A 21,338-nucleotide genomic window follows, 5' to 3' on the forward strand; every position below is an offset into this window, starting at 1 on the left:
TTTTAGGATATGATTATATTTGTTAATTAGAAATTATTTGGAGGATTTTTTAACATGGCAAACAAACAAGATTTGATCGCTAAAGTGGCAGAAGCTACAGATTTAACTAAGAAAGATTCAGCAGCAGCAGTTGAAGCTGTATTCGCAGCAGTAACTGAGTACCTTGCAGCTGGTGAAAAAGTTCAATTGATCGGCTTTGGTAACTTTGAAGTTCGTGAGCGTGCTGCACGTAAAGGTCGTAACCCACAAACTGGTAAAGAAATCAAAATTGCAGCTTCTAAAGTTCCAGCATTCAAAGCTGGTAAAGCCCTTAAAGACGCTGTTAAATAATGACACTTTAAAAAGCCTATTGTATCAAGCTTTCTAGCTTGGTTGATAGGCTTTTTTGTTTTCTTTGGGGCAAAGACTAATACTTTTCCATAACATCTGCAACGATTGTTTTCATTTGTTTAGTAATATGAGTATAAATTTGTGGCGTTGTTTTAGCATATGAGTATCCAACACGATCCAAACGATGTGAGATAAGAAATCTTTTGGAAAATAGTGTTTCAGTCTTTAGGGGAAAAGAAAAAGGTTCTCATTAAATGAGAACCTAGTTACAATTAGTTTTTAGAAGCAGTTTGGAATTCTGGGTTTTTCCATGCTTCGTCAATAATAGCTTGTAATTCTTTAGCAGACGCTTGCATTTTTTGAGTTTCTGCGTCGTTCAATGGGATATTTACTGGACGAACGATACCGTGTGCACCAACGATAGCTGGTTGACCGATAAAGACATTTTCAACCCCGTATTGACCTTCTTGGAAGACAGAAAGTGGAAGTACTGCATTTTCGTCGTCAAGGATTGCTTTTGTAATACGAGCTAGGGCAACGGCGATACCGTAGTAAGTAGCACCTTTTTTGTTGATGATTGAGTAAGCTGCGTCACGAACTGAGATGAAGAGCTCTACAAGGTCAGCTTCATCTAAGTCACGGTTAGCTTGTAGCCATTGTTCCAATTTAACACCGGCAACGTTAGCGTGAGACCAAACAGCAAACTCAGAGTCACCGTGTTCACCCATGATGTAGGCATGGACTGAACGAGCGTCAACACCGATTTTTTCAGCAAGTGCTTGACGGAAACGAGCTGAGTCAAGTGAAGTACCTGAACCGATAACGCGTTCTTTAGGGAATCCAGAGAATTTCCAAGTTGAATAAGTCAAGACATCTACTGGGTTAGCTGCAACAAGGAAGATACCATCAAAACCTGAAGCAACAACTTGCTCAACGATTGATTTGTTGATAGCAAGGTTTTTACCTACAAGGTCAAGACGAGTTTCACCTGGTTTTTGAGGAGCACCAGCTGTGATAACAACAAGGTCAGCATCAGCACAGTCTTCGTATTTAGCAGCGTAGATTTTTTTAGGTGAAGTGAATGCAAGGGCGTGGCTAAGGTCTTCGGCATCACCAACTGCTTTTTCAAACAATTGTGGAATTTCAATGATACCAAGTTCTTGTGCAATTCCTTGTGTAACGAGGGCGAAAGCGTAAGAAGAACCTACGGCACCGTCACCGACGAGGATAACTTTTTTGTGTTGTTTAGTTGCTGTCATTTGTCTAAACATCTCCTTTGTTTTATTAAGGGAAATTCCCCATTTGATTTCATTCTATCACTTTTAAATAGCTTTGTCACGGATATACCTTGCAGTTCTTTATGTAAACGTTTTATCGATTTAGATATCTGAAATATAGCGAACATTATGGTATAATATACCTAATTATAGTGAAATGAGGCATTTATTAATGCAGGATAGAAATTTAGTGAATGTCAATCTGACAAAGGAGATGAAGACAAGCTTTATCGACTACGCCATGAGTGTTATCGTTGCGCGGGCTCTTCCTGATGTTCGAGATGGCTTGAAACCCGTTCACCGTCGGATTCTCTATGGAATGAATGAATTGGGTGTTACTCCAGACAAACCACATAAAAAATCTGCTCGTATTACTGGGGATGTCATGGGTAAATATCACCCACACGGGGATTCCTCTATCTATGAAGCCATGGTTCGTATGGCTCAATGGTGGAGCTACCGTTACATGCTTGTAGATGGCCATGGGAACTTTGGTTCCATGGATGGCGATGGTGCTGCCGCCCAGCGTTACACTGAGGCACGTATGAGCAAGATTGCTCTGGAGATGCTTCGTGATATCAATAAAAATACGGTTGATTTCGTTGATAACTATGATGCCAATGAACGTGAACCTTTAGTTCTTCCAGCTCGTTTTCCAAATCTTTTAGTTAATGGAGCTACTGGTATCGCTGTCGGTATGGCAACCAATATTCCACCTCATAACTTGGGTGAAACTATTGATGCTGTGAAGTTGGTCATGGACAATCCTGAAGTGACCACTAAGGATTTGATGGAAGTCTTGCCTGGGCCAGATTTTCCAACTGGTGCTCTTGTCATGGGGAAATCAGGTATCCATAAGGCTTACGAAACAGGTAAAGGTTCGATTGTTCTTCGTTCTCGTACTGAAATTGAAGAAACTAAGACTGGCCGTGAGCGCATCGTTGTAACAGAATTTCCATACATGGTCAACAAAACAAAGGTACATGAGCATATTGTTCGTTTAGTTCAGGAAAAGCGTATTGAGGGAATTACAGCAGTACGTGATGAATCAAACCGTGAAGGGGTTCGATTTGTTATTGAAGTCAAGCGTGATGCCTCGGCCAATGTTATCCTTAATAATCTCTTCAAGATGACCCAGATGCAAACCAACTTTGGTTTCAATATGCTTGCTATCCAAAATGGTGTACCGAAGATTTTGTCCCTTCGTCAGATTTTGGATGCCTATATCGAGCACCAAAAAGAAGTGGTTGTTCGTCGTACTCGTTTTGATAAAGAAAAAGCAGAAGCGCGTGCTCATATTTTAGAAGGTCTCTTGATTGCGCTAGATCATATCGACGAAGTGATTCGTATCATTCGTGCTAGTGAAACGGATGCGGAAGCACAAGCCGAGTTGATGAGCAAGTTTAAGCTTTCTGAACGTCAAAGTCAGGCCATCCTTGATATGCGTCTTCGTCGTTTGACAGGTTTGGAACGTGACAAGATTCAGTCTGAGTTTGATGATTTAATCGCTTTGATTGCAGACTTGGCGGATATTCTTGCTAAGCCGGAACGTGTTTCTCAAATTATTAAAGATGAATTAGACGAAGTTAAGCGTAAGTTTGGCGACCAACGTCGTACTGAATTGATGGTCGGTGAAGTCTTAAGCCTCGAAGATGAGGATTTGATTGAAGAATCGGATGTCTTAATTACACTGTCTAACAAGGGTTACATTAAACGTTTGGACCAAGGAGAATTCACTGCTCAAAAACGTGGAGGTCGTGGTGTTCAAGGAACAGGTGTTAAGGATGATGATTTTGTTCGTGAGTTAGTGTCAACTAGCACCCATGATCACCTGCTCTTCTTCACAAATAAAGGACGCGTCTATCGCCTGAAAGGCTATGAAATTCCTGAATATGGCCGTACTGCTAAGGGATTGCCAATTGTCAATCTTTTGAAATTGGATGAAGGCGAAAGTATTCAAACCATCATCAATGTTGAGTCTGAACGTAGTGATGATGCTTATCTTTTCTTCACAACCCGTCATGGTATTGTGAAGAGAACCAGCGTCAAGGAATTTAATAATATTCGTCAAAATGGACTTAAAGCACTGAACCTCAAAGATGAAGATGAGTTGATTAATGTCTTGTTGACGGAAGAAGATACGGATATTATCATTGGTACCAAGCTTGGTTATGCAGTTCGCTTTAATCAATCAGCCGTTCGAGGCATGAGTCGTATCGCTACGGGTGTGAAAGGTGTCAATCTTCGTGAAGGAGATACAGTAGTTGGTGCTAGTGTGATTACAGACCAGGACGAGGTTCTTATTATCACAGAAAAAGGATACGGTAAGCGCACAGTTGCGACTGAATATCCAACAAAAGGTCGTGGTGGTAAAGGGATGAAGACGGCTAATGTAGCTGAAAAAAATGGTCCTCTATCAGGTCTTTTGACTGTTAAAGGTGATGAAGATTTGATGATTATCACTGATACAGGTGTCATGATTCGAACCAACGTTGCCAATATTTCACAAACAGGGCGCTCAACTATGGGAGTTAAAGTGATGCGCTTGGATCAGGATGCTAAAATTGTGACCTTTACAACGGTAGCAGCGTCAGAAAAAGAAGAAGTTGGGACAGAAAACGAAATAGAAGGTGAAGCATAATGTCTCATAAAAAGAATAATAAGAAAACAAATCGTAAAAATTTACTAATCAATGTCTTGGCAGGATTCTTAATCCTCTTGTCACTGGCATTAATCTTTAATTCAAAAATTCGTGATATTTTCATGGTTTGGAATACTAACAAGTATCAAGTTAGCCAGGTCTCAAAAGAAAAATTGGAAGAAAATCAAGATACAGAAGGTAATTTTGACTTTGACTCAGTAAAAGCCATTTCCTCAGAAGCTGTCTTATCCTCACAATGGGATTCGCAAAAATTGCCAGTTATTGGTGGAATTGCTATTCCTGAAGTAGAAATTAACTTGCCTATTTTTAAAGGTCTTGATAATGTCAATCTCTTCTATGGAGCTGGTACGATGAAGCGTGACCAAGTGATGGGGAAAGGAAACTATTCACTTGCGAGCCATCACATCTTCACGGCGGAAAATGCCAGTCAGATGCTATTTTCTCCATTATCACGTGCTAAAAATGGAATGAAAATTTATCTAACTGATAAGGATAAGGTTTATACTTATGTCATTCATGAGGTCAAGCATGTGACACCAGATCGCGTCGATGAGATTGATGACCGTAGTGGAGTTGATGAAATCACACTTGTGACTTGTGTGGACTATGATGCGACAGAGCGGATTATCGTTAAAGGTGACTTAAAAGAAGAAAAAGATTATTCACAAACCCCTGAAGAAATTCTAACAGCTTTCAATCAACCATATAAACAGCGCTATTAATAGTTAAAGAATCAGTAAACATTTAGTTTTACTGGTTCTTTTTACATTGCTTTGTAATCGTGCTAAGTAATGCTAAATCAATACAAATATTATCATTTTTCAAAAACAATTACCTATTTTAATATTTTATGCTATAATACTAAGTATAAAAAATAGGAGATGTTTATGAGTTCTTCAGAGTTTATTTCGAAGATTGATTATTATTGCCACAAGAAAGAAAGTCTTTTCAAGCAAAGTAAATTCAAGTATGCTATTCGTTCCATGTTTGCAGGTGCTTTTTTAACTTTCAGTACAGCTGCTGGTGCTATTGGTGCAGATTTACTTAATAGTATTGTTCCAAGTAGTGGGTATTTCCTTTTCCCATTTGTTTTTGCTTGGGGGCTGGTTTATATTGTCTTCCTAAATGCGGAATTGGTAACTTCCAATATGATGTATTTAACAGCAGGTGCATTTTTGAAAAAGATTGATTGGAAAAAGGCAATGATTATTTTACTCTATTGTACTTTGTTTAATCTCATTGGTGCCTTGGTGGCTGGATGGGCCTTTGCCAACTCGTCAGCCTTTTCCCATTTGACCAATGATAGCTTCCTTCCTAAGCTTGTAGCCAAGAAATTGGCGCGTCCAAGTGATTTAGTCCTGCTTGAGGGAATTCTTGCCAATGTATTTGTAAATATTGCCATTCTTTCATCTATACTAGTCAAAGATGGTTCTGCCAAACTATGGATTATTTTATCAGCTATTTCCATGTTTGTCTTCTTGTCCAATGAGCACATCGCTGCTAATTTTGCTTCCTTTAGTATTATGAAATTCAGCATGGTTACTGATCAAGTACCTCACTTTGATCTTCCAAATATCCTTCGACATTGGGGTGTAACTTTTATTGCTAACTTTATAGGTGGAGGTCTTTTGATTGGTTTACCGTATACCTTTCTAAATAAGAATGAAGATACATATGTTGATTAAGAAGAGTTAGTGTATCAGGGAGAATCAGAACGATTCTCTCTTTTTCTTTTACAAAATAGGCTTGCAGAGAAAATCGTTTTTAAATTGTAAAAATAAAATATATTAAATAGAATAAAAGTTATTCCATGCAACCTCGATATTCTGATAACTAAAACTTCTAAAAGCTTATTATTAAAACAATGTAAACGATTGCTGGATTTATAAATTTATTAAAAATGCAATTAGGAAAGGCTTTTCATTATATCTGTTTTATGTTATAATTATCACAAATAAAAGTTTTAGGAGTTTATTATGGTTTCTTCAGAATTTATCTCAAAGATTGAATTTGCTTGCAAGAAGAAGGAAAGTCTTTATAGTCAAAGCAAATTTAAGTATGCGATTCGTTCTATGTTCGCAGGTGCATTTTTAACCTTCAGTACAGCAGCTGGTGCAGTTGGGGCTGACTTGATTAATAAAATTGCACCAGGTAGTGGACGTTTCCTATTCCCCTTTGTTTTTGCTTGGGGATTGGCCTACATTGTTTTCTTGAATGCCGAGTTGGTAACATCAAACATGATGTTCTTGACTGCTGGTAGTTTCTTGAAAAAAATCTCTTGGAGAAAAACAGCTGAGATTTTACTTTACTGTACCTTGTTTAACCTTATCGGGGCTTTGATAGCAGGTTGGGGCTTTGCTCATTCGGCAGCCTATGCACATCTGACTCACGATAGTTTCATCTCAGGGGTTGTTGAGATGAAGTTAGGCCGTTCAAATGAATTAGTCTTGCTTGAGGCGATTTTGGCAAATATTTTCGTAAATATTGCGATTCTTTCATTTGTTTTGGTCAAAGATAGTGGTGCCAAACTTTGGCTTGTGTTGTCAGCGATTTACATGTTTGTATTCTTAACAAACGAGCACATTGCAGCGAACTTTGCTTCTTTTGCGATTGTAAAATTCAGTGTTGCTGCTGATTCAATTGCTAACTTCGGTGTTGGGAATATGCTTCGCCACTGGGGCGTAACCTTCGTTGGAAACTTGATTGGTGGAGGTCTTTTGATGGGTCTTCCATATGCCTTCCTCAATAAAAATGAAGATACTTATGTAGATTAAGAAAATGAGCACGATTGAGTCGTGCCTTTTTTCATTTTTAAAATAAGGTAATAGCTATTTCTTATATCAAAATATAGAAAACTGATATTTGTAAACTATACCTTAAGGTGCTACAATATCCTTAATCAAACTATTTGGAGGTCGTTTTATGACTCGTGATTTAAAATTTGAAACCTTGCAACTACATGCTGGTCAAGTTGTGGATCCAGCTACCAAGTCTCGTGCAGTGCCAATTTATCAAACAACATCCTTTGTTTTTGATGACACGCAGGAAGGTGCCGATTTGTTTGCCTTGAGAAAACCAGGGAACATTTATACTCGTATCACCAATCCTACAACGGCTGCTTTTGAAGAAAGAATCGCTGCCCTTGAAGGTGGTGTTGGAGCTCTTGCAACAGCATCAGGTATGGCCGCAGTGACTTATACGATTTTGGCTCTTGCTCACGCAGGTGACCATGTAGTGGCAGCATCAACTATTTACGGTGGAACTTTCAATCTCTTGAAAGAAACCCTTCCTCGTTATGGGATCACAACAACCTTTGTCGATATTGAAAATTTGGAGGAAGTGGAAGCAGCTATCAATGACAATACCAAGCTTGTTCTGATTGAAACCTTGGGTAACCCCTTGATTAATATTCCAGATTTGGAAAAATTGGCAGAGATTGCTCATAAGCATCAGATTCCACTTGTTTCTGACAATACCTTTGCCACACCTTACTTGATTAATGTCTTTTCTCACGGTGTAGATATTGCCATTCACTCAGCGACTAAGTTTATCGGTGGACATGGTACGACTATTGGCGGTGTCATCGTGGACAGTGGTCGTTTTGACTGGGCGGCTTCAGGGAAATTCCCTCAATTTGTTGAGGAAGACCCAAGTTACCACAATTTGAGCTATACTCGTGATGTGGGTGCAGCAGCCTTTATTATCGCTGTTCGTGTTCAGTTGCTTCGTGATACAGGTGCTGCCTTGTCGCCATTTAATGCTTTCTTGTTGCTCCAAGGACTTGAAACCCTTTCTCTTCGTGTGGAACGCCATGTGCAAAATGCAGAGAAAATTGTTGATTTTCTTGTCAACCATCCTAAGGTAGAAAAGGTCAATTATCCAAAACTTGCAGATAGTCCTTACCATGCCTTGGCTGAGAAATACTTGCCAAAAGGTGTGGGTTCCATCTTTACCTTCCATGTCAAAGGTGGGGAGGCAGAAGCACGCAAGGTAATTGATCATTTAGAAATCTTCTCTGACCTTGCAAACGTGGCAGATGCTAAATCGCTTGTTGTCCATCCAGCCACAACCACTCACGGTCAATTGTCAGAAAAAGACCTGGAAGCAGCAGGTGTCACACCAAACCAAATCCGTTTGTCTATCGGACTCGAAAATGTAGAGGATTTGATTGAAGACTTGCGCTTGGCCTTGGAAAAAATTTAAAGTAAAAGAAGATAAACAGTGGGTTTCGACTCACTGTTTTTGATTTTCCCTTAGGCATGATATAATGGTTACAGAAGTCTAGAAAGAGGAAAGTTATGAACGAAATCAAATGTCCCAATTGTGGGGAAGTCTTTACAGTAAATGAGAGTCAGTATGCCGAACTTCTGTCCCAAGTGAGAACGGCTGAGTTTGATAAGGAATTGCACGATCGCATGAAGCAGGAACTGGCTTTGGCTGAGCAAAAGGCCATGAATGAACAACAGTCTAAACTAGCTCAAAAAGACCAAGAAATTGCGCAATTGCAGAGTCAAATTCAAAACTTTGATACAGAAAAAGAATTGGCCAAGAAAGAGGTTGAACAGACAAGCCATCAGGCCTTATTAGCAAAGGACAAGGAAGTACAGGCCTTGGAAAACCAATTGGCCACCTTGCGTTTGGAGCATGAAAATCAACTGCAAAAGACTCTTTCTGAACTAGAAAAAGAACGGGATCAGGTTAAAAACCAGCTTCTTTTACAAGAAAAAGAAAACGAGCTTTCTCTTGCTTCAGTTAAGCAAAACTACGAAGCTCGACTCAAGGCAGCTAGTGAACAAGTCGAGTTCTATAAGAATTTCAAAGCCCAACAATCTACCAAGGCCATAGGGGAAAGTCTGGAACACTATGCTGAAAGTGAGTTTAACAAGGTCCGCAGTTTTGCCTTTCCAAATGCCTACTTTGAAAAGGATAACAAGGTCTCTGCGCGTGGGTCTAAGGGGGACTTTATCTTCCGTGAATCTGATGAAAATGGAGTCGAAATCATTTCCATCATGTTTGAGATGAAAAATGAAGCAGACGGAACAGAGAAGAAGCACAAGAATGCAGATTTTTACAAGGAATTGGACAAGGACCGTCGGGAGAAGAACTGTGAGTATGCTGTTTTGGTGACCATGTTAGAAGCAGATAACGACTACTTTAACACAGGGATTGTTGACGTCAGCCACGAGTATGAAAAGATGTATGTGGTCCGTCCTCAGTTCTTTATCCAGTTGATTGGTCTCTTGCGTAATGCAGCGCTTAATTCCCTAAAATACAAGCAGGAGTTGGCCTTGGTTCGGGAGCAAAATATCGACATTACTCATTTTGAAGAAGACTTGGATGCCTTTAAGTTAGCTTTTGCTAAGAACTATAACTCAGCTTCGACTAACTTTGGCAAAGCTATCGATGAAATTGACAAGGCCATCAAACGCATGGAAGAGGTTAAGAAATTCCTGACAACATCTGAAAACCAACTCCGTCTAGCTAACAACAAACTGGAAGATGTTTCAGTTAAAAAATTGACTCGGAAAAATCCAACCATGAAAGCAAAGTTTGAAGCGCTGAAGGGGGAGTGAGAAAGCAAAAATGAACGGTATTATCAACTTAAAAAAAGAAGCGGGGATGACCTCGCATGATGCGGTTTTTAAACTGCGTAAGATTTTGGGAACTAAGAAGATTGGTCATGGTGGGACCTTGGATCCGGATGTGGTGGGTGTTTTGCCCATTGCGGTTGGCAAGGCGACACGCATGGTCGAGTTTATGCAGGATGAGGGCAAGGTCTATGAGGGTGAAATCACTCTTGGCTATTCAACAACGACCGAGGATGCCAGTGGAGAAGTGGTCGCAGAGACCCCTGTTTTGTCGCCCTTGGATGAAAAGCTTGTTGATGAAGCCATTACTAGCTTGACTGGGCCTATTACTCAGATTCCGCCTATGTATTCAGCTGTTAAGGTCAATGGTCGCAAGCTTTATGAGTATGCGCGTGCTGGACAGGAAGTAGAGCGCCCAGAACGTCAGGTGACTATTTATCAATTTGAACGAACAAGTCCAATTTCTTATGAGGGTCATCTTGCACGCTTTACTTTCCGTGTGAAATGCAGTAAAGGTACTTATGTCCGTACCTTATCGGTTGACTTGGGAGAGAAGCTGGGTTATGCAGCTCATATGTCACATCTGACCCGAACAAGTGCGGCGGGTTTACAATTAGAAGACGCTCTTACTTTGGAAGAAATTGCTGAAAGAGTAGATGCTGGTCAACTGGACTTTCTCCATCCTTTAGAGATTGGGACAGGGGACCTTGTCAAAGTTTTCCTAACTCAAGAACAGGCTACAGAAGTACGCTTTGGTCGTTTTATAGAGTTAGAACAAACGAATCAAGAATTGGCTGCCTTTGAAGATGACAAATTGCTTGCTATTCTAGAGAAGCGAGACAATCTCTATAAGCCAAGGAAGGTTTTTAGTTAGTCATTGCTGTCTTTTTCGTTTCTTATTAATAGAGTTGGGTAAGTTATTACCAAGTGTTAGTATGTATATAGAAGAGCGAAGTGATTGAAAGCGACTACACACCAAACGGGGACATTGTAATTTTATTTTGATATAATGATAATAAAATGAAAGGAATTTCTTAAAAATGAGTGTTATCGAAATTATTGAAAGAATTAGAAGTGAGTATTCGGAGATTGACTGGTTAAAGAGTAGAAGTAGTTTTTATAAAATAACTAAACAAGGAGTATTGGTCCAGTATGACCTAAAAGAATTAGAAAAAAAATATGAAAAAAGTAATTTTTTAATTATCAATAAGTTTGCGCAGTCAGCAATAGACTGGAATTCTGACTTAGAAAATTATTTTGTTATCACTGAGTTAACCGATAGCCCTAAAACTGGAAATATAGAAATTACAAAAAATAATAAGTTAACAGAATTCGAAAACTGTATTGGACAGAGTTACTTTATTATTGAACAAGACTTTTTCACATGTCATTTTATAAGAGTTGAACAGGATAGTGATGAATACTTAGGGATATTGCAGGAAATTATTTCCTTAAGTTTTGATGATTTTGTAGAGCAGCTGTCTATAAAAAATAGTGATTGGGATGATTATGGTTATAAACTGGTTTTAAATCTTACGATTTGGGAACAAACTTTTGAGCTACGAGTTAATCCGAAAAATAATCTTTCTGAGGACTATTTAAAAAGTGGTGAAGGAGAATATCCTGATGAGGATTTTTGTTCCTTAGGTGAAGTTGCGTACTATGAATTTTTAAAGAAATATCTTTCTTATAAAGAACGTCAGAAATGGTTCACTCGAACAAGAGACCTTGCATTTGATATAAGTTTATTAGATGCGATTGCAGAAAAATATTCAGAAGTTTCAGATTCACACGGTAAATCTCTGACCTTTCTCCCACCTAATGGTGATGTTCATAATTTTTTATATAATTCATTTCTAAGAACAACCACATTAAAAGAAATCAAGGAAATATTTTATCCATTGACTGTTTTTGGATATTCTAATTCTACAGTGCATTATTCAGGGGATGGAAAAAATATAATACAGGCGGTAGATGATAGAGTAAAATCTATAAATTATAGTTTTAAAGAAAATGGTATAGATAAAGGGGCGCTAAATTTCATAAAAAATAGAATGTCGGATTTACCAATGAATGTTTATGCAGTTGTTGGTGGAAATGGTAGTGGGAAATCCTATAAAATCAATCAGATAATAAAGGAACATTTAGAAGAAGACAATAAGTTTTCACAGATACTACACTTTTCTTTGAGTCCATTTGACAATACTATTAATGATGGTAGCAGTAAGGAAATTAGTGATAAATGGAAAGACTCAGACGATGAAATTATCTATGAAAAAGTAGGATTTGTTTCAGTGAAGTATCCTCCAATTCTAGAAGTGCTAAAGAAAACCGAAGCATTAGCATTGTCCGATGTGAAGAAGTATCTAGATCAGAAATCTAGTAAGTATCTAGTTGCTGAGAATACACTAAAAGAAGGATTTGAAGGTGAAATAAGCATCAAAGAAAGTTTTTCCTACTATATACAAAATCTGTTGATTGATTTGATTGCTTCTGAAGATAAATTAAAAATGTGGGGAGATTGTTTGAATTTCTTTACATTTGAATCTTGGGTAGATGATATCATCAATGCTTTTCAAGATAGAAAAATTTCTAAGACTGATATTGAAAAAATTGATACATTAAGTTCAGGACAAGCAACTATTCTTTTATATATTACGAAGCTTGTTTCAAGTATTAATCAAGGAAGCTTGATAATTTTTGATGAGCCAGAAACGTTTATGCATCCACCTATGGTTAAAGCATTTATTAGAGCTGTTTCACAGTTAATGGATAATAATAAAGCTTTCTGTTTGATTGCTACACATTCACCAGTAATCATTCAAGAAATTCCTCATTGTAATGTCTATAAATTAGATTCTAATCACGAATTAACAAATATTTATTACAAAACTTACGGTCAAAATTTAGACACATTATATAAGAATATATATGGAGTGGAATTACAACAAACAGGTTATAATAGTTTCTTTAATGATCGAAGGAAAGAAATTATTGGAGAAGAGCAAGATAATTCAGAAGATGTTGATCTGATATCAGATGAAGATAGTCAATATCTAGGAGATGAGGCTTTTCTGAAGTATCTTGAAGTGAAAGAGGAGATAGAGAAAGCGGGTGAAGTCTTATCAAAAGAGTAGCTAAAGAATATCCATCTATAGAGGACGTTATAGTTGTATTACCAGATACTGTCGATAAGGATGAGCTTCGTAATTTTTTAACAGAATTAGATAAAGAATATGAAAGTAAAGCTAGTATAGGTTCATTGTATGAATTAGATGTTGATCTAATTCAGTCACAGTGTGATATTGATTCAAAATGGTATGGTACGTATGTGCGACCATCCTCAAAAGGCCTATTTCAAAAATTCGCAGTTGTAAAAAATACCTATAATCAAGCAATTTGTCCTATTTGTGAAGGAGTGTTTTCAACTAAAGTAACACTCGAGCATATTATGCCTAAGAGTGAGAAAGAGGAAAATGATCAAAAACTTGGTGAACCTAGGCTTGCAATTTTACCAATTAATCTAGTCAAATGTTGTGGGGAGTGCAATACCTCTAAACATAGTAAAAGGTCTGTCACAAAGGAAGAAAGTGAAATTAATCCTTACTTTGAAGAGTTTGATATTGAGGATTATATTGAGGTAAACTTTAATGATACAGGTGAGATTTTTCAACCAAATATTAAATTTTACTATCAAGATAATCCTATGGATAAACGTATTCAAAATTTCATTACTAACTATAATATTGAAAAAACATATAATCATAGAATAAAGTTAGAGTTTCAAAAAATTTTGACCATATTAGCAAATAATCCAATAACTTTAACAAAATCTATTTTGAAGTCATACATAGAACATCTATTAGATACATATAGTAAAAATAGTGAATTTGAAAAGATTGGCGATGAGTATTGGTTTGATCAAAATTATTTTGGATTTCTAATATGTGAGCATTTAAATAGAAAAATAGAAAATGATATTTCTGTTATTTATAAATTAAACAAGGAGATAAACAAACGTCGTCAGCCTTTTCAATATATTGCTTTTTCAAATCAAGAATTTCAGAATGATATGAACGAAGTACAAACAATGAAAGATTTAGAAATGTTTGTTAAAAATAATAAAGAAGATCTTATTTTATATTACCAACAGATAAAAAAACAAGGGCTTTCTATTGATTTTCCTAAATTATTTAAAGAAGATGAAGATAGAGATGATAGGTTAAGAAAAAAATGCTTAATAGAGGAAATTGTTAAGTACTATATAGAAAGTGGAAAAAGTTTTGAGCATTTTGGAGAAGATTGTGCTTCTATAATTGCTATTTAAGATGAAACTCAAAATAGTAGAAGAAAATGAAGTTAAGAATCATAAAAATTGAAAGAGATGAATCAAAAATCAGTGGAGGAAACAGCAAAGCATGCATCAGCAATTTAATCTGAATCAAGAGATAGTCTTAGAAAACCGTATATAAAGATTATACGAAATTGGTTATAGATATCAAACCTTTTTACTTAAAAATTGCAAAGTCTTTTTGTTTCGTTAATCAAAGCAGATACCATGCTTTCTATTAAAATTTATTAGATGAGTGCCCCAAAACCAGACTATAAATTTTGCAAAAAATGTGATAGAATAGACGACGGATAAAAAAACGGAGGATAGCATGCAAAATAGACCAATCATTATCGGAGTGACAGGTGGTTCTGGTGGAGGAAAAACCAGTGTTTCAAGAGCCATTTTATCGCATTTTCCTGATGAAAAGATTTCCATGATTGAGCATGATTCATACTACAAGGATCAGTCTCATTTGACCTTTGAAGAGCGTGTCAAAACCAACTATGACCATCCTTTTGCCTTTGATACAGACTTGATGATTGAGCAGATTAAGGAATTGTTGGCAGGGCGTCCGGTGGACATCCCGACCTATGACTATACAGAGCATACACGGAGTAGCAAGACCTATCGTCAGGAGCCTCAAGATGTCTTTATCGTTGAGGGGATTTTGGTCTTGGAGGACAAGCGTCTGCGCGATTTGATGGATATCAAGATTTTTGTGGATACGGATGATGATGTGCGCATTATTCGTCGGATTAAACGTGATATGGAAGAGCGTGGCCGTAGCCTTGACAGCGTTATTGACCAGTATCTAGGTGTGGTCAAACCTATGTATCATCAGTTTATCGAACCAACCAAGCGTTATGCTGATATCGTCATTCCTGAGGGAGTCAGCAATACAGTGGCTATTGACCTGTTGACGACCAAGATTGCTAAGATTTTGGAAGAAGCTCGAAATAGTAAATAAACAGATGTGGAGGCCTTGCCTCCTTTTTCTATTTTTCCCTCATAATGGTACATAAATGGAGATTTTTAGGCATATTTTTGGTATAATAATACCCATGAAAGAGCAAGAAAATGAATAGTAGGTGGAGATGGAAAAGTATTTATCGGTAACAACTTTGACCAAGTATCTGAAAATGAAATTCGATAAAGACCCTTACTTGGAACGGGTCTATTTAACTGGTCAAGTTTCCAACTTTCGTAAACGACCTACTCACCAATATTTCTCCCTAAAAGATGACCATGCAGTTATTCAAGCGACTATTTGGTCTGGGATTTATCAGAAATTAGACTTCGACCTGGAAGAAGGGATGAAGATCAATGTAATTGGGCGTGTGCAGGTCTATGAGCCAAGTGGAAGCTACTCCATTATCATTGAAAAGGCAGAGCCTGATGGGGTTGGGGCGCTTGCGATTCAGTTTGAACAACTCAAGAAAAAATTGGTAGAAGAAGGCATGTTTCAAGAACGCTTCAAGCAACCTCTGCCCCAATTTTCTAAGAGAATTGGGGTAGTAACCAGTCGCAGTGGAGCCGTTATTCGAGATATTATCACGACCGTCAGCAGGCGCTTTCCAGGTGTCGATATCTTACTTTATCCAACTAAGGTTCAAGGTGAAGGTTCTGCGGAGGAAATTGCTAGAAATATTGCGCGTGCCAATCAACGTGACGATTTGGATTTGCTCATTATTGGTCGTGGTGGTGGTTCCATAGAGGATCTCTGGGCCTTTAACGAAGAAATTGTGGTACGGGCTATTTTTGAATCTCGTTTGCCAATCATATCTAGTGTGGGACATGAGACGGATGTGACCTTGGCGGATTTTGTGGCAGATAGACGGGCTGCGACGCCGACAGCGGCAGCTGAACTGGCAACACCTGTGACCAAGTTGGATCTATTAGCTCATTTGCAAAATCAGGAAAAACGGATGGCCATGGCAGTCCGAAATGTCCTATCTAAGAACCAAGAAGATTTGAAAAAATGCAGTCAGTCTGTTATCTTTAGACAGCCAGAGCGCTTGTATGACGGTTATTTGCAACGCTTGGATCAACTGCAATTGCGTTTGAAACAAAGTTTGCGAACACGGATTTCTGATAACAAGCAATTGGTCCAAGCAAGGACGCATCGACTGGTACAATTATCACCCGTTACCAAAATCCAACGTTATCAAGACCGTCTAGGTCAGTTGGACAAGATCCTGCGTAGCCAAATGGCGCTAGTTTATGATGTCAAGGTTGCTGAGGTCAAGCGACTTTCAGAAGCCTTGTTGATGTTGGATACCAGTCGAATTGTGGCGCGTGGCTATGCAATTGTCAAAAAAGAAGAGTCCGTTGTGGATTCGGTTGAGAGTTTGAAGAAAAAAGACCAAGTGACGCTTTTGATGCGAGATGGTCAAGTAGAATTAGAGGTTAAAGATGTCAAAACAAAAGAAATTTGAGGAAAATCTAGCAGAACTAGAGACCATCGTCCAAAGTTTGGAAAATGGTGAGATTGCTCTAGAAGATGCGATTGCGGCCTTTCAAAAGGGCATGGTCTTGTCAAAAGAGCTCCAAGCGACCTTGGACAAGGCTGAAAAGACCTTGGTTAAGGTTATGCAAGAAGACGGAACAGAAAGTGATTTTGAATGAAGAAGCAAGAAAAATTAGCTCTTGTGGAGTCAGCTTTGGAAGATTTTTATGGAGATCAGCAGTTTGCTTCTAGTTTACGAGAGTCTGTTCTCTACTCCATTCATGCTGGCGGCAAGCGTATTCGTCCTTTCCTCTTGTTAGAAGTTCTGGAATCCCTGCAAGTAGTTATCCAACCAGCACATGCTCAAGTGGCAGCGGCCTTGGAAATGATTCACACAGGAAGCTTGATTCATGATGACCTTCCAGCTATGGATGACGACGATTATCGTCGGGGACGCTTGACCAATCATAAAAAATTTGGCGAAGCGATGGCCATTTTGGCTGGAGATGCTTTGTTCCTAGATCCCTATGCCTTGATAGCGCAGGCAGATTTGCCAGGTCAGATCAAGGTGGACTTGATTGCTAACTTATCCCTAGCGTCAGGAAGTATGGGCATGGTAGCAGGCCAGGTTTTGGACATGGAAGGTGAACACCAGCATTTGTCTTTGGAAGAACTCCAGACCATTCATGCTAATAAGACTGGAAAATTACTAGCCTATCCCTTCCAAGCAGCTGCTATTATTGCTGAATTGGCACCTGAAATGCAGGTAAAATTGAAAACTGTTGGTGAATTGATTGGGCTTGCATTTCAGGTCAGAGACGATGTACTGGATGTGACAGCTAGTTTTGAGGAAATCGGCAAGACACCACAAAAGGATTTGCAGGCAGAAAAATCAACCTACCCAGCCTTGTTGGGCTTGGAAGAAGCCATTACCTTTTGTAACCAAACCTTGGATCAAGCTAATGCCAAGTTAGAAGAAATTGCCCAGCAGATTCCCTTTGATACAGAATCGATTGTAAGAGTAGTAGAAAGTTTGAGAATCAATGGCTAAGGAAAGAGTGGATGTACTAGCTTATAAACAGGGCTTGTTTGAAACGCGAGAACAGGCCAAGCGCGGTGTCATGGCTGGTCTAGTTGTAGCAGTCCTGAATGGAGAACGTTTTGATAAACCAGGAGAGAAAATCTTAGACGACACCGAGCTAAAACTCAAGGGTGAAAAACTCAAGTATGTGAGTCGTGGTGGCTTGAAATTGGAGAAGGCCTTGGAGGTCTTTGATTTGTCAGTAGAAGGGGCGACAACGATTGATATTGGAGCCTCTACTGGAGGTTTTACCGACGTCATGTTGCAGAATGGTGCTGAGTTAGTCTTTGCAGTCGATGTTGGTACCAATCAGTTGGCTTGGAAATTACGCCAAGACCCACGAGTGGTCAGCATGGAGCAGTTCAATTTCCGCTATGCTGAAAAGACTGATTTTGAGAAGGAACCGAGCTTTGCCAGTATTGATGTCAGTTTTATTTCTCTCAGTCTGATTTTGCCAGCCTTGCACCGAGTCTTGGCAGATCAAGGTCAGGTTGTGGCTCTGGTTAAGCCCCAGTTTGAGGCAGGACGTGAGCAGATTGGGAAAAATGGAATCATTCGCGATGCCAAGGTTCATCAACATGTCCTTGAATCTGTCACAGCTATGGCAGTAGAGGAAGGCTTTTCAGTTCTTGGTTTGGACTTTTCTCCCATCCAAGGCGGTCATGGAAATATTGAGTTTTTAGCGTATTTGAAAAAAGAAGAGTCAGCAAGCAATCAGGTTCTTGCTGAGATTGAAGAAGTAGTAGAGAGGGCGCATAGTCAATTTAAAAATGAATAAAAAAGAGAGACTTGAAAAAATTAGACGATTTGTGACAGATTATCAAATCGGTACGCAAGAAGAAATCGTAGAACATTTGAAAGAGGCAGGAATCACTGCCACTCAAGCGACTGTTTCAAGAGATATTAAGGAGTTAGGTATTGTTAAAATTCCTTTAAAGGATAACACATACGTCTATGAATTGCCAAAATCAGTCGTAAAAAGTTTGCAGCTAGCTGAAGATAATATTGAATCGGCAGAATGGATGGACAAGATGATCAATCTCCAAGTGATTCCAGGAAATACGGCTTTTGTAAAAGCTCAGTTAATCGAGACGTTTGCGGACAAGATTTTCAGCTGTTTAGCTGATGATAGCTCGATTTTAGTCATTGCCAGAAGTGAAAGTCTAGCTGAGGAAGTCTTTGAGCAAGTAAAAAATTGGTAGGTCTATATGTTACTTGAAATTTCGATAAAAAACTTTGCTATTATTGAGGCTATTTCCCTCAATTTTGAAAAGGGAATGACTGTCCTGACTGGTGAAACAGGCGCAGGGAAGTCGATTATCATTGATGCCATGAATATGATGTTGGGGGCTCGTGCGACGACAGATGTTATTCGTCATGGCGCACCAAAGGCAGAAATTGAGGGGCTTTTCTCAGTTGAGAATAGTCGCCTTTTGCAGGAAATTTTCGATGAGCAAGGTTTGGAATTGGGTGATGAGATTATCATCCGTCGGGAAATTCTGCAAAACGGCCGTAGTATTAGCCGTGTGAATGGTCAGATGGTCAATCTGTCTGTTTTGCGTGCTATTGGGCAACATCTGGTGGATATTCATGGTCAGCATGACCAAGAAGAATTAATGCGTCCTCAACTGCACATCCAGATGTTGGATGAATTTGGCGATGCAGCTTTTTGGGACTTAAAAGAGACCTACCAGACGAGTTTTGATACCTATCGAAAAATGCGCAAGCAGGTTCTGGAAGTCAAGAAAAACCAACAGGAACACAAGGCTCGTATTGAGATGTTGGAATTTCAAATGGCAGAGATTGAGGCGGCTAATTTGCAAGCAGGGGAAGACTTGGCACTCAACCAAGAGCGAGATAAACTCCTCAACCATAAAAATATTGCGGATACACTGACCAATGCCTACAGCATGTTGGACAATGAAGACTTTTCAAGTCTGGCCAATGTTCGGTCGGCCATGAATGACATGGAAAGTGTCGAAGAGTATGACCCTGAATACCGTGAAATTTCAAGCTCTCTGTCTGAGACCTACTATGTCTTAGAAGATATTAGCAAACGTTTGGAAGCTATTATTGAGGATCTTGATTTTGATGGCAATCGTCTCATGCAGGTTGAGAATCGTTTGGATCTCCTTAATACTATTACCCGTAAGTATGGTGGGACTGTAGACGATGTTTTGCTTTATTTTGCCAAGATTACAGAAGAATACAATCTTTTGACAGGTAATAACCTTTCGTCTGAGGACATGGAAGCAGAGCTTAAGAAATTGGAAGTCAATCTTGTCGATTTGGCAGGTCAACTTGCCTCTGCTCGTCATGACTTGGCCCAGCAGCTCGAAGCAGAGATTAAACAAGAACTGCAAGATCTTTATATGGAAAAAGCCCAGTTTCAGGTTCGTTTTAGCAAGGGCAAATTCAGTCGTGAGGGCAATGAAACGGTCGAGTTTTACATTTCAACCAACCCTGGCGAAGACTTTAAACCCTTGGTCAAGGTTGCGTCTGGTGGGGAATTGTCTCGTCTCATGCTAGCCATTAAATCCGCCTTTTCTCGCAAAGAAGGCAAGACTAGCATTGTCTTTGATGAGGTGGATACGGGAGTGTCAGGCCGTGTAGCTCAAGCTATTGCACAGAAGATTCACAAGATTGGTCAGCATGGTCAGGTTCTGGCTATTTCCCATTTGCCACAAGTGATTGCGATTGCAGATTATCAATTCTTTATTGAGAAGATTAGTAATGACCATTCAACGGTTTCGACTGTTCGTCTCTTGACGATTGAAGAGCGAGTAGAGGAAGTTGCCAAGATGTTGGCAGGTGATGATGTGACGGAAGCTGCCCTGACGCAAGCCAGAGAATTGTTGAGAAACAGGGAGAAATAAGATGACAGACTATTATGTAATTGGAGATGTTCACGGAAAAGCTGGGATGCTAGAAGACCTTCTTAAAACATGGGATGGTCAGACCCAGTTGCTCTTTCTAGGAGATTTGATTGACCGCGGTGAGGATAGTCGGCGTGTTCTTGAAATGGTTAAGGACTTGGTAGACAATCAAGGTGCAATCTGTTTGTCAGGAAATCACGAGTATATGTTTTTGACTTGGCTCGATGACCCAGAAGAAAGCTATGACCACTATCGTCGCAATGGTGGAGATACAACCATTAACTCTATTCTAGGTCGTCCCTTGGATGCACCAGTTGATGGGGTAGAAGATGCCAAGCGTGTCGCTACTGAAGCGGCAGATTTGGTCGAATTTATTCGTCAAATGCCGTTTGTGGTAGAGACAGACAAGTATATCTTTGTTCACGCAGGTATTGATTTGACCTTGGATGACTGGCATGAAACCACAGATTATAAAAAAGTCTGGCTTAGAAAACCATTCCACGAAGCCGAAAATCATACTGGGAAAACTATTGTCTTCGGACATACACCGGTTTATGGTTTGTTGAAGCAAGAGCGTGGTACAGCTGAGCTTTGGACTACAGAAGATGGCAAGATTGGAATGGATGGAGGAGCTGTTTATGGTGGTGTCCTTCATGGGATTGTCTTTACAGACCAAGGAATGACAGAACACCATTTTATCGAAAATGACGGCTTTATCGCTGAAGATTAGTACTCCTAGCAGGGT

At 39.1% G+C, this 21,338-nt stretch carries 19 protein-coding genes and 1 pseudogene; 18 read left to right on the plus strand and 2 right to left on the minus strand.

What is annotated here, in order from left to right:
* The first annotated feature begins 54 nt into the window (after positions 1-54).
* Positions 55-330, plus strand: a complete 276-nt coding sequence (locus EII37_RS01445; RefSeq protein WP_124787347.1) for an HU family DNA-binding protein — start codon at positions 55-57, stop codon at positions 328-330.
* A gap of 76 nt (positions 331-406) precedes the next feature.
* Here EII37_RS01445 and EII37_RS11470 read toward each other — a convergent pair.
* Positions 407-511 (minus strand): annotated as a pseudogene (locus tag EII37_RS11470) (integrase); the annotation flags it as partial.
* Positions 512-602: 91 nt separating this feature from the next.
* Complete coding sequence (locus EII37_RS01455) at positions 603-1,589, minus strand: L-lactate dehydrogenase (protein WP_124787348.1); 987 nt, start codon at positions 1,587-1,589, stop codon at positions 603-605.
* Positions 1,590-1,779: 190 nt separating this feature from the next.
* Between EII37_RS01455 and gyrA the strand changes: the two genes are divergently transcribed.
* From gyrA to EII37_RS01540, 17 genes are all read left to right on the plus strand, one after another.
* Complete coding sequence (gyrA, locus tag EII37_RS01460) at positions 1,780-4,248, plus strand: DNA gyrase subunit A (RefSeq protein ID WP_124787349.1); 2,469 nt, start codon at positions 1,780-1,782, stop codon at positions 4,246-4,248.
* Complete coding sequence (locus EII37_RS01465; RefSeq protein ID WP_124787350.1) at positions 4,248-4,991, plus strand: class A sortase; 744 nt, start codon at positions 4,248-4,250, stop codon at positions 4,989-4,991. The genes gyrA and EII37_RS01465 overlap by 1 nt, the downstream gene beginning before the upstream one ends.
* Before the next feature lie 165 nt (positions 4,992-5,156).
* Complete coding sequence (locus tag EII37_RS01470; protein WP_124787351.1) at positions 5,157-5,954, plus strand: formate/nitrite transporter family protein; 798 nt, start codon at positions 5,157-5,159, stop codon at positions 5,952-5,954.
* Positions 5,955-6,245: 291 nt separating this feature from the next.
* Complete coding sequence (locus EII37_RS01475) at positions 6,246-7,043, plus strand: formate/nitrite transporter family protein (RefSeq protein ID WP_000254777.1); 798 nt, start codon at positions 6,246-6,248, stop codon at positions 7,041-7,043.
* A 148-nt stretch (positions 7,044-7,191) separates the two neighbouring features.
* Complete coding sequence (locus EII37_RS01480; RefSeq protein ID WP_000196362.1) at positions 7,192-8,472, plus strand: O-acetylhomoserine aminocarboxypropyltransferase/cysteine synthase family protein; 1,281 nt, start codon at positions 7,192-7,194, stop codon at positions 8,470-8,472.
* Between the two features lie 95 nt (positions 8,473-8,567).
* The gene (locus EII37_RS01485; protein ID WP_001002603.1) at positions 8,568-9,842 is read left to right on the plus strand and encodes a DUF2130 domain-containing protein; all 1,275 of its coding nucleotides are present in this window, start codon (positions 8,568-8,570) and stop codon (positions 9,840-9,842) included.
* A gap of 10 nt (positions 9,843-9,852) precedes the next feature.
* The gene (gene truB / locus EII37_RS01490) at positions 9,853-10,731 is read left to right on the plus strand and encodes a tRNA pseudouridine(55) synthase TruB (protein WP_001013275.1); all 879 of its coding nucleotides are present in this window, start codon (positions 9,853-9,855) and stop codon (positions 10,729-10,731) included.
* 166 nt (positions 10,732-10,897) lie between these two features.
* Entirely contained in the window at positions 10,898-12,994 is a 2,097-nt protein-coding gene (locus EII37_RS01495; protein WP_000110902.1) for an AAA family ATPase, read from the plus strand.
* A 125-nt stretch (positions 12,995-13,119) separates the two neighbouring features.
* Positions 13,120-14,184, plus strand: a complete 1,065-nt coding sequence (locus EII37_RS01500) for an HNH endonuclease (protein WP_025172035.1) — start codon at positions 13,120-13,122, stop codon at positions 14,182-14,184.
* A gap of 334 nt (positions 14,185-14,518) precedes the next feature.
* Positions 14,519-15,157 (plus strand): uridine kinase, encoded by a 639-nt coding sequence (gene udk / locus EII37_RS01505; RefSeq protein ID WP_001181376.1) that lies wholly within the window; start codon positions 14,519-14,521, stop codon positions 15,155-15,157.
* A 127-nt stretch (positions 15,158-15,284) separates the two neighbouring features.
* Entirely contained in the window at positions 15,285-16,625 is a 1,341-nt protein-coding gene (gene xseA, locus EII37_RS01510; protein ID WP_124787352.1) for an exodeoxyribonuclease VII large subunit, read from the plus strand.
* The gene (locus EII37_RS01515) at positions 16,603-16,815 is read left to right on the plus strand and encodes an exodeoxyribonuclease VII small subunit (RefSeq protein ID WP_000043226.1); all 213 of its coding nucleotides are present in this window, start codon (positions 16,603-16,605) and stop codon (positions 16,813-16,815) included. Before xseA ends, EII37_RS01515 begins: the two co-directional genes overlap by 23 nt.
* Positions 16,812-17,687, plus strand: a complete 876-nt coding sequence (locus EII37_RS01520; protein ID WP_124787353.1) for a polyprenyl synthetase family protein — start codon at positions 16,812-16,814, stop codon at positions 17,685-17,687. Before EII37_RS01515 ends, EII37_RS01520 begins: the two co-directional genes overlap by 4 nt.
* Positions 17,680-18,495 carry a TlyA family RNA methyltransferase gene (locus tag EII37_RS01525; protein WP_124787354.1) on the plus strand — a complete coding sequence of 272 codons (816 nt, stop codon included), beginning with the start codon at positions 17,680-17,682 and terminating at the stop codon, positions 18,493-18,495. Before EII37_RS01520 ends, EII37_RS01525 begins: the two co-directional genes overlap by 8 nt.
* The gene (locus tag EII37_RS01530; protein ID WP_124787355.1) at positions 18,488-18,919 is read left to right on the plus strand and encodes an arginine repressor; all 432 of its coding nucleotides are present in this window, start codon (positions 18,488-18,490) and stop codon (positions 18,917-18,919) included. Before EII37_RS01525 ends, EII37_RS01530 begins: the two co-directional genes overlap by 8 nt.
* Before the next feature lie 6 nt (positions 18,920-18,925).
* Complete coding sequence (recN, locus tag EII37_RS01535; RefSeq protein ID WP_124787356.1) at positions 18,926-20,593, plus strand: DNA repair protein RecN; 1,668 nt, start codon at positions 18,926-18,928, stop codon at positions 20,591-20,593.
* Position 20,594: 1 nt separating this feature from the next.
* Entirely contained in the window at positions 20,595-21,323 is a 729-nt protein-coding gene (locus EII37_RS01540; protein ID WP_124787357.1) for a metallophosphoesterase family protein, read from the plus strand.
* The last annotated feature ends 15 nt before the right edge of the window (positions 21,324-21,338 follow it).

This window comes from Streptococcus sp. OH4692_COT-348 (genome assembly GCF_003859975.1).
Taxonomy (GTDB): Bacteria; Bacillota; Bacilli; order Lactobacillales; family Streptococcaceae; genus Streptococcus.

Bases quoted from the DNA above. Each gene is read 5' to 3' on its own strand.
- EII37_RS01445 (WP_124787347.1), top strand. From the start codon at position 55: ATGGCAAACAAACAAGATTTGATCGCTAAAGTGGCAGAAGCTACAGAT.
- EII37_RS01455 (WP_124787348.1), bottom strand. From the start codon at position 1,589: ATGACAGCAACTAAACAACACAAAAAAGTTATCCTCGTCGGTGACGGT.
- gyrA (WP_124787349.1), top strand. From the start codon at position 1,780: ATGCAGGATAGAAATTTAGTGAATGTCAATCTGACAAAGGAGATGAAG.
- EII37_RS01465 (WP_124787350.1), top strand. From the start codon at position 4,248: ATGTCTCATAAAAAGAATAATAAGAAAACAAATCGTAAAAATTTACTA.
- EII37_RS01470 (WP_124787351.1), top strand. From the start codon at position 5,157: ATGAGTTCTTCAGAGTTTATTTCGAAGATTGATTATTATTGCCACAAG.
- EII37_RS01475 (WP_000254777.1), top strand. From the start codon at position 6,246: ATGGTTTCTTCAGAATTTATCTCAAAGATTGAATTTGCTTGCAAGAAG.
- EII37_RS01480 (WP_000196362.1), top strand. From the start codon at position 7,192: ATGACTCGTGATTTAAAATTTGAAACCTTGCAACTACATGCTGGTCAA.
- EII37_RS01485 (WP_001002603.1), top strand. From the start codon at position 8,568: ATGAACGAAATCAAATGTCCCAATTGTGGGGAAGTCTTTACAGTAAAT.
- truB (WP_001013275.1), top strand. From the start codon at position 9,853: ATGAACGGTATTATCAACTTAAAAAAAGAAGCGGGGATGACCTCGCAT.
- EII37_RS01495 (WP_000110902.1), top strand. From the start codon at position 10,898: ATGAGTGTTATCGAAATTATTGAAAGAATTAGAAGTGAGTATTCGGAG.
- udk (WP_001181376.1), top strand. From the start codon at position 14,519: ATGCAAAATAGACCAATCATTATCGGAGTGACAGGTGGTTCTGGTGGA.
- xseA (WP_124787352.1), top strand. From the start codon at position 15,285: ATGGAAAAGTATTTATCGGTAACAACTTTGACCAAGTATCTGAAAATG.
- EII37_RS01515 (WP_000043226.1), top strand. From the start codon at position 16,603: ATGTCAAAACAAAAGAAATTTGAGGAAAATCTAGCAGAACTAGAGACC.
- EII37_RS01520 (WP_124787353.1), top strand. From the start codon at position 16,812: ATGAAGAAGCAAGAAAAATTAGCTCTTGTGGAGTCAGCTTTGGAAGAT.
- EII37_RS01525 (WP_124787354.1), top strand. From the start codon at position 17,680: ATGGCTAAGGAAAGAGTGGATGTACTAGCTTATAAACAGGGCTTGTTT.
- EII37_RS01530 (WP_124787355.1), top strand. From the start codon at position 18,488: ATGAATAAAAAAGAGAGACTTGAAAAAATTAGACGATTTGTGACAGAT.
- recN (WP_124787356.1), top strand. From the start codon at position 18,926: ATGTTACTTGAAATTTCGATAAAAAACTTTGCTATTATTGAGGCTATT.
- EII37_RS01540 (WP_124787357.1), top strand. From the start codon at position 20,595: ATGACAGACTATTATGTAATTGGAGATGTTCACGGAAAAGCTGGGATG.